This window comes from uncultured Virgibacillus sp. (assembly GCF_947495635.1).
In the GTDB taxonomy this organism is placed as follows: domain Bacteria; phylum Bacillota; class Bacilli; order Bacillales; family Amphibacillaceae; genus Virgibacillus; species Virgibacillus salarius.
The window spans coordinates 1-7,440 of the sequence record NZ_CANMAB010000142.1; the positions used below are offsets into that span (position 1 = coordinate 1).

Annotated in this window: 8 protein-coding genes; 7 read left to right on the forward strand and 1 reads right to left on the reverse strand. The window is 37.2% G+C overall.

Annotated features, from left to right (window positions below; genetic code table 11):
- Window positions 1–235 precede the first annotated feature (235 nt).
- The 6 genes from Q1A47_RS19275 to Q1A47_RS19300 all read left to right on the forward strand — a co-directional run bounded on the left by Q1A47_RS19275 (window position 236) and on the right by Q1A47_RS19300 (window position 5,341).
- Window positions 236–757: a DUF6944 family repetitive protein gene (locus tag Q1A47_RS19275; RefSeq protein ID WP_026679662.1), complete on the forward strand. Its 522-nt coding sequence runs from the start codon at window positions 236–238 to the stop codon at window positions 755–757.
- A 479-nt stretch (window positions 758–1,236) separates the two neighbouring features.
- Complete coding sequence (locus tag Q1A47_RS19280) at window positions 1,237–1,779, forward strand: HAD-IIIA family hydrolase (protein ID WP_166531013.1); 543 nt, start codon at window positions 1,237–1,239, stop codon at window positions 1,777–1,779.
- A gap of 264 nt (window positions 1,780–2,043) precedes the next feature.
- Entirely contained in the window at window positions 2,044–2,187 is a 144-nt protein-coding gene (locus Q1A47_RS20960; protein ID WP_343231067.1) for an FAD-binding protein, read from the forward strand.
- Window positions 2,188–2,373: 186 nt separating this feature from the next.
- A complete protein-coding gene (locus Q1A47_RS19290; protein WP_026679659.1) occupies window positions 2,374–3,417 on the forward strand; it encodes a fatty acid desaturase in 1,044 nt (347 codons plus the stop codon).
- Window positions 3,418–3,602: 185 nt separating this feature from the next.
- Window positions 3,603–4,745 (forward strand): sensor histidine kinase, encoded by a 1,143-nt coding sequence (locus tag Q1A47_RS19295; protein ID WP_121604041.1) that lies wholly within the window; start codon window positions 3,603–3,605, stop codon window positions 4,743–4,745.
- Window positions 4,742–5,341 (forward strand): response regulator transcription factor, encoded by a 600-nt coding sequence (locus Q1A47_RS19300; protein WP_121604040.1) that lies wholly within the window; start codon window positions 4,742–4,744, stop codon window positions 5,339–5,341. Before Q1A47_RS19295 ends, Q1A47_RS19300 begins: the two co-directional genes overlap by 4 nt.
- A gap of 50 nt (window positions 5,342–5,391) precedes the next feature.
- Here Q1A47_RS19300 and htpX read toward each other — a convergent pair whose 3' ends face one another.
- Complete coding sequence (gene htpX, locus Q1A47_RS19305; RefSeq protein ID WP_166531014.1) at window positions 5,392–6,267, reverse strand: protease HtpX; 876 nt, start codon at window positions 6,265–6,267, stop codon at window positions 5,392–5,394.
- A gap of 372 nt (window positions 6,268–6,639) precedes the next feature.
- Here htpX and wrbA point away from each other — a divergent pair, with 372 nt between their 5' ends.
- Window positions 6,640–7,239 carry an NAD(P)H:quinone oxidoreductase gene (gene wrbA, locus Q1A47_RS19310; protein WP_026679655.1) on the forward strand — a complete coding sequence of 200 codons (600 nt, stop codon included), beginning with the start codon at window positions 6,640–6,642 and terminating at the stop codon, window positions 7,237–7,239.
- Window positions 7,240–7,440 lie beyond the last annotated feature (201 nt).

A 7,440-nucleotide genomic window follows, 5' to 3' on the forward strand; every position in this document is an offset into this window, starting at 1 on the left:
AATAGCGAAGGCCGGCTACTTCAACTCCTGTGGGAAATGTTTGACCTGAAGATCCACTTTTTTGAGCGGGTTTTGCTCAGTTTTTCTAATAGAAGTATTCGGCCATTTTGCGTATTTATCAAATGAATTTTGCTAGTTGGCTATTGTACGTCATTCATCTATCTATTTTTCATGAAGGATGTAACAAAGCTGTTTTACAATGTTTACAATATGGTTAGGAGGAGGTGCTGAGTTGATGAGTAATGAATGGAAAGCAACATTTGGGTCGTGGGTACAAGCGATTGGAACAACCTTATCAGCAATAGGCTCAACCCCCTCTATAAATATACCAGCTCCCTTGGCGAAGGAACTGAATTTAGTTGGAAATGTAATGCAAGCAACTGGAAATTCTTTAGTGGCAGATAGTATTGATCACTTTACACTTAATAAACTAGGCAATGAGATTCAAGCAATTGGTAACTCAACAGTTATTACTGGAATTGTTATTGATTTTAATGAAAAAATAAAGAATGATTTAAATATCAAAGGTAATTTACTTCAAGCTTTAGGTGGTGGAGTAGCACTAGCGGACGCTCTAGGACATGAGCCAAATGAAAATGAACTTAGTAATATTTATGGTAATTTACTTCAAGCTATCGGTAATTCGCTACAAGCTCTATCGGGAAGAACTGGCGATGACGCGCAAGAAGTAAATGCTATTGGAAGTTGGATTCAAGCAATCGGGTCGGTGATTTCGGCATTAGGGCAGACCAAATAGCGAAAACAAGATTGACATCTTCCCAACATAAACAAGGGGTATAATAGAATAGGAAATTTTGAGTATCAGTGCTACGCCGAGACAAAGCAGAGAATTCACAGATCAGGTTTAGTCATTTGGAAATTGATATTCCATCAAGTGAATCTATCGGTAGAAATAATTTGTTAACTCCTAAAGGTTTATTAGTGCATCATTCATGGATGATGTGCTTGTTGAGATAATCGCAGCGCCATAAGCGACATATCTCCCGCATTTAACTGGCAGTAAGCCCCTCACATCAAGCAATAAAGCGAAACTAATATGGGTAAATGGAGGATCAACTGCCAGTAAATGTCCGATTGGTTCTAGGCCTTTAGGTCATATCATTGTGGTACTACCAATCCGTGGGGAAAACAAAACCCCCGCGGATTGAAGTTTTACTTTATATAAATCTTGGCCTCTTCGTACATACTAAGGATTATGAAGGATAGGGGGATTAGATGAAACAGCCTGCAATGTTTTTAGATCGTGATGGAGTTATCAATGAAGTATTAACAGAACGTGTGAAATTTGTAAATCAGCCAGAGGATTTTTACCTGCTTGATGGTGTAGGAGAGGCTATCAACTTATTCAATCATTTAGGGTATAAAGTTTTTGTAGTTACGAATCAAGGTGGAATTGGACTTGGTTATATGAACGAAGCAGCATTACATCAAGTACACCAAAGAATGAAGGAAGAAATAGCTGAATTTCATGGAGTCATTGATGATATTGCCTATTGTCCTCATAAACCGCATGCTAACTGTGCATGCCGTAAACCTCAACCGCAAATGATTTACGATTTAGCCAGGAAGCATGCGATTGATCTTCGTCATAGTTATATGGTGGGAGATAGAGAAATGGATATAGAGGCTGGAAAAAAGGCAGGAGTAAATACAATACTCGTTGGAGATCGTCGACATGCACAACAGCCTACTGCTGACCTTGAGTTTAAAGATTTATGGCATGTAGCTCATTATTTTAAATGGAATACGAACACTTAAACAAGCCTCTTTAGAGAAGGATTCTCTGTGGGAATAGCGAATCTAATGAATCCTTACTGAGGAGGTAGCTTATGTAATATAATGTCATTATTGTTGGAGTAGGACTAGCGAGAATTGTTACTGCAAGTGAGGTTGCGTGGAGGGAGACGCATGTTGTTATTAGACCAAGAACCGGAGCAATCTTTTGGGTAAGCATGGTAGTCATTTGATGGTCTGTTTTTAGTTAGTTAATTCACCAGAGCAATTGCAGTTCGGCTATATATACTGAGTAGAAAAACATTAGGTGGATTACAAACAGATCTATTCGGACATGTATTGGACGTTTCAGGTGAATGTATACAGGACTTATATGCAGTTAGAGAAGTAACGGTTTTGGTGGTGGAGGTATGCATGATTACCATTCTTTGAAAGATCCGTTTGTTGGGGGGCGCTTATTCACTGATAAGAGAGAAGGTGAAGCGTTAATCAACGAATTATGAAGTTGTAACATAGCAGATATGATATTTGTCATGTACGCTCCTTGATATTTATGTCTTCTTATCATTAGGTAAAACCTTTACGATGATAGGAAAAGATAGTAACTAGGAGGAAAACATGAGTAGACAGAAACAAACTCAATTAAGAAAAAGTGTTGCAGTTTTTGCAAATTCGGATGTAAGGCGAAGTGTCATCCAACTCGTTAATACGATTCTTCCATTTTTAGTTCTCTGGTTTCTTGCTTATCAAAGTCTGTCCATTTCTATTTGGCTTACGCTTGGACTGGCAGTTGTGGCATCAGGGTTTGTTATTCGGATATTTATTATTTTCCATGATTGCACACATAGTTCTTTTTTCAAGAGCCCAAAAGCAAATCGAATGGTGGGTACACTCACAGGAATTATTACATTGTTTGCCTTTGAAAAGTGGAAACGAAGTCATGCGATACATCATGCGACGAGTAGCAATCTAGATAAACGTGGTACAGGTGATGTATGGGTAATGACAGTTAACGAATATAAGGAAGCATCTTTTTGGAGAAGACTCGCCTATCGTCTTTATCGAAATCCCATAATTATGTTTGGATTAGGACCATTATATCTTTTTTTACTATCGAATCGGTTTAACAGAAAAGGTGCAAGACGTAAGGAACGTTTAAATACGTATTTCATTAATTTGTCCATCGTAGTCATCTATGCCTCACTAATTTGGATAGTTGGATGGCAAGCCTTTCTCATTATTCAATTACCAATTCTTTTCTTATCCGGCTCGCTAGGTATCTGGCTCTTTTATGTACAACATCAATTTGAAGATTCCTATTTTGAAAACGAAGCAGAATGGGATTACGTAAAAGCTGCTGTGGATGGAAGTTCATATTATAAGCTGCCAAAAATAATACAATGGGTGACGGGAAATATTGGCTATCACCATGTACATCATTTGAGTCCAAAAGTTCCTAATTACCACTTAGAAGATGCTCATGAATCAACACCACCTCTGCAAAAAGCAACAACGATTACATTGTTAACTAGTTTGCAATCCATTCGATTCCGTCTGTATGATGAAGCTTCACGAACATTTATCAGCTTTAAAGAATTGAAGACATTGCAGAAAAACACGAATGTGAATATTTCTATGAAAACAAGTGTTCAAGAGAAATAATTGTAACATTCGCCAGTAATGAAAAAAGAAGATAAAGAAACTCCGAACTATAATCCTAGTGTATAGAAGTTATATCCGGATAGTAGTTCGGTATTTTTTTGAAATGGTGTTGAATCCTATCGAAAGGAATGAGTTGGCACGAAAATATTGCTATACTTAATACATCAGCTTAAGGAGGGCAAACAATGCAAAATTGGTATCATATATTCCCAAAAAATACAGGATTAAGTGCATTTGCATGGGTTGTTTTTTGTTTATTGCCCTTTTATTTTATTATTCGTTCTTCATCACTTTTGGAAGTTGGTATAGGTATTGTATTAATTGTGTGCTTCTTTACCACCTATCGGCTTTCTTTTATAAAAAAAGGCTGGACGGTTTATTTTTCCGTTAGTATCCAAATGGCGATAAGTATTGGGATGACTTTATATTTTGGGTATGTTTATTTTTCGTTGTTTCTAGCATTTTTTATTGGTAATTTGGAAAGTAAAAATGGATTTATCACATTATATGTTATTCATTTAGTTTCAACTATATCGGCAGTTAGTCTTGGTTTTTATATACAAAGTACCCTCTTTTTATCACAGCTGCCGTTTATTGCGATAACCGTTTTTGGTGTCATCCTTTTACCTTTTACACTTTATAATCGGAATAAACAGGATAAATTAGAGCACCAGTTAGAGGATGCAAATCGGAAAATTTCACAATTGATGGTTATAAAAGAGCGTCAGCGAATTGCAAGGGATTTGCATGATACCTTAGGACAAAAGCTATCGCTTATTGGTTTGAAAAGTGATCTAGCAGGTAAGCTAGTTACGATTGATCCACAATCGGCTAAAAATGAATTGCAGGATATTAATCAAACAGCTAGGACAGCGTTAAAAGAAGTAAGAGACTTGGTTTCGGAAATGAAAAGAGTCAAGTTAAAAGAAGAAATTATTCATGCTCGACAGATGATGGATGCTGCACAAATGCAGTTACATACAGACATCAATGCTGACTTTATAAAAACTCCCATTTTAGTAGAGAATGTATTGAGTATGTGCTTGAAAGAAGCTGTCACCAATGTGGTAAAGCATAGTTATGCTACCGATTGTTATATTAATGTACATCAAACAGCGAGTGCGTGGATGATGGAGATTAAAGATAATGGAGTAGGTAATGCAAAGATGTTGCAAGATAATGAAGGGAATGGGCTTCGTGGTATAAAAGAACGTTTAGAATTTGTAAATGGGAACCTGGAAATTACAGGCACAAAAGGGACTGTATTAACTATTCGTATCCCAAATGTCATCAAACAATCAGAAACGGGAGAGGAGAAGGTAGAATGATACGAATTGTTCTGGCTGAAGATCAAACGATGTTATTAGGTGCATTAGGTGCATTACTAAATTTAGAAGAGGACATAGAAATTGTTGGTAAGGCAAGTAATGGAGAAGAAGCAGTTCGATTAGTTAAGGAGCAACAGCCAGATATATGTATGATGGATATTGAAATGCCAATAAAAAGTGGTTTGGATGCTGCTGAGGAATTAAAAGATAATAATTGCAAGGTAATCATCTTAACAACCTTTGCTAGAACTGGTTATTTTGAACGTGCTAGAAACGCTAAGGTAAGTGGGTACTTATTAAAAGATAGTCCCAGTGAGGAATTAGCCAATTCTATACGAGTTATCGTAAGTGGGCGTAAGGTCTATTCCCCAGAGCTTATTGATTTGGCTTATAAGAATGAAAATCCATTAACAGAACGTGAGGAACAAGTTATACGCCTATTAGCGGTAGGGAAAAATACCAAAGAGATTGCTAAGGAATTATATATTACCACAGGTACCGTTCGGAATTATATTTCCGTAATATTGGACAAATTAGAAGTTGGAAATCGGATCGAGGCAATTGCAAAGTTGAAGGATTCGGGATGGATTGAGTAAGGTCTGATTTGATGAAAAAACCTCCCTAAGTAAGGGAGGTGGTAACTGACTTAAGCTAGACGCTCAATTCTTTCATCTAAATTTGGATGGGTTGAAAAGATAGAAGATTTTTTAGCCCCGTTTATTTTTAGAGTAGAAATCGAAGTTTCGTCACCTCGAACACGGTTTGTATACATACGTAAACATTCGAGAGCATGTCTCATTTTATCTTTACCAGCCAGGTCTGCACCACCTCTGTCAGCATGAAATTCCCTGTGTCTTGAATATGCAAATACAACGAGACTTCCTAGGACAGAGAAGACAATCTGGAAGAGGATAATCGCGATGAAATGGACGATTGGTGCTAATTCCTCTTTAACAAAACGAGAGAAAATAAAAGCCGCAATTCGAGCTAAGAACACAACAAAGGTATTCACGATACCTTGTAAGAGTGTCATCGTTACCATATCTCCATTGGCAACGTGAGCTACCTCGTGGGCAATAACACCCTCAACAGCATCATCATCCATTTCCTGTAATAAACCAGTAGATACTGCTACTAAGGAGCGTTTTTTCGATGGTCCAGTAGCAAATGCATTGACTTCACGTGAATCGTAAATGCCGACTTCCGGCATATGCATTAATCCGGCAGCTCGAGATAAGCGATGTACTTTCTCTACTACTGCTCTTTCATATTCTGACATTGGTTTATCAGGATTAATGACGCGGACACCCATCATTCGTTTTGCCATCCAACGTGAGATAGCTAATGAAATGAATGATCCTGTAAAACCAATAATCGCACTAAAAATTAATAATGTGCCTAAATGAAGTGTTCCGTCCGCCTGAATATAGTTCCATGTACCAGGAATGAGCGTAAAAATAATCGTGATTGTTGCTAGAACTAAAATGTTCGTTAACAAAAAGTAAAATATTCGTTTTCCCACATTCTCACCCTTTACCTATAATCTGTATCTGTGGATCATTCACATTCATTATATTATGTAGCCCGTCGCCTTACAACAAATTTTATAGATGTATTTTTGGAAGGTTTAGGATAGGCGATAGATCCTTGTAAAAACCCAATATTTAATTATAGTTACTTTTTATAATAAAATTACTTGACATAAGTTTATGGTTATTTTACTATAGTTACATAAAGTAATTAACTTTTTAATGAATAGCCAGAATTAATTCTTTTGGTTGGTTTGTAATAACGATTACTTTATCGAATAAATCAGAACAGCAAGGAGATATTAAGGAATATGAAATTTCTTGATAAAATAGCTGAAAAACTTTTTACAAAGGAGCGTAATTCGATGAGCAATGTAAAATTAGCTGTAATCTACTATAGTTCTACAGGAACGAACTACGAGTTAGCTAAATGGGCTGAGGAAGCTGGGAAAGAATCAGGAGCTGAAGTAAGGTTGGTGAAAGTTCCTGAACTTGCACCAGAAGCTGCAATTGAGTCAAACCCTGCTTGGAAAGCTCACTATGATGCAACAAAAGATGTAAAAGAAGCTACATCCGATGATATTGAATGGGCTGATGCAATCATTTTCTCAACCCCTACTCGATTTGGTAACGTGGCTTCACAGATGAAACAATTTATAGATATGCAGGGTGGTCTTTGGGGAGCAGGTAAAACGGTTAACAAAGTAGTAAGTGCGATGTCATCTGCCAGCAATCCGCATGGTGGTCAAGAAGCTACCATTTTATCACTGTACACATCGATGATGCACTGGGGAGCTATAATTGTACCTCCAGGATATAGTGACCAAGTAATCTTTGGAGCTGGTGGAAATCCATATGGTACAAGTGTAACCCAAGGACAAGACGGAAAAATGGTAGAGGATGTAGAAGCTGCTGTTAAGCATCAAGCAAAACGTACAGTTGAAGTAGCTGAAAAAGTTAAATAGTTTGGAGAATAGTATAAGCTGGTCAAATCTTTGATGATTTGACCAGCTTTTTTAGATGCGCCAGGCATGGCGACTATCTAGGGTGTGAGAGGGGCGAGAAGCTCTTAGCTTCTCCCTTTACTCGTAAGTTAAGAAAGTATAAAATCAGTGCAATGACTGCGTTAAGCGAAGTAGTTATTTTGAAATGTTTGATGTATATTG

Bases quoted from the DNA above. Each gene is read 5' to 3' on its own strand.
- Q1A47_RS19295 (WP_121604041.1), top strand. From the start codon at position 3,603: ATGCAAAATTGGTATCATATATTCCCAAAAAATACAGGATTAAGTGCA.
- Q1A47_RS19290 (WP_026679659.1), top strand. From the start codon at position 2,374: ATGAGTAGACAGAAACAAACTCAATTAAGAAAAAGTGTTGCAGTTTTT.
- wrbA (WP_026679655.1), top strand. From the start codon at position 6,640: ATGAGCAATGTAAAATTAGCTGTAATCTACTATAGTTCTACAGGAACG.
- Q1A47_RS19275 (WP_026679662.1), top strand. From the start codon at position 236: ATGAGTAATGAATGGAAAGCAACATTTGGGTCGTGGGTACAAGCGATT.
- Q1A47_RS19300 (WP_121604040.1), top strand. From the start codon at position 4,742: ATGATACGAATTGTTCTGGCTGAAGATCAAACGATGTTATTAGGTGCA.
- Q1A47_RS19280 (WP_166531013.1), top strand. From the start codon at position 1,237: ATGAAACAGCCTGCAATGTTTTTAGATCGTGATGGAGTTATCAATGAA.